Annotated in this window: 1 protein-coding gene; it reads right to left on the bottom strand. The window is 72.3% G+C overall.

The window, feature by feature from the left end:
* A partial coding sequence (locus tag RF646_RS13365) for a TrkA family potassium uptake protein (protein ID WP_368836239.1) occupies window positions 1-502 on the bottom strand: 502 nt, incomplete at its 3' end.
* Between the last annotated feature and the right edge of the window lie 82 nt (window positions 503-584).

Here is a 584-nt window from a genome sequence, read left to right as displayed (position 1 = left end):
GGATCGCGTCCAGGTGCAGCCCGGACCACGAGGCGTCCAGGGACAGCTCGCCGAGCTGCAGCCGTCCCGAGGCCTCGCGGAAGTCGGCCGTGATCGTCTGCTCGGGCAGGATCCGGCGCAGCGCCTGGTCGGCGCTCCAGCGCACGGCGGCGACGGTGGGGATCCCCAGCCGCTGGTAGAACTCCGCCCGGGAGGGGTCGTAGATGCGGGCCACCACGTGGCGGACCTTGAACGTCTCGCGCGCCACGCGCGCCGCGATGATGTTGGAGTTGTCCCCGCTCGAGACGGCCGCGAAGGCGTAGGCCTCCTCGATCCCGGCCCGGCGCAGCACCTCCTGGTCGAAGCCGAGGCCGGTGACCTTCTTGCCCTCGAAGGACTTGCGCAGCCTCCGGAAGGCGCGGTCGTCCTGGTCGATCACCGCCACGGTGTGCCCGGAGTCCTCGAGGGTGTGGGCGACCATCACGCCGACGCGCCCCACCCCCATGATCACGAAATGCGCCATGCCCCTCAGCCTAGGTCACGCCCGGGCGCGCGGCGGGCAGCCGGTGCGGCGGACAATCGGTGCGGGACGGACTACCGTGGGG

The organism is Kocuria sp. CPCC 205261 (assembly GCF_040981025.1).
Lineage (GTDB): Bacteria > Actinomycetota > Actinomycetes > Actinomycetales > Micrococcaceae > Kocuria > Kocuria marina.
The sequence above is the reverse complement of the archived record's forward strand: the minus strand, read 5'-3'. Positions and strand labels throughout refer to the sequence as shown.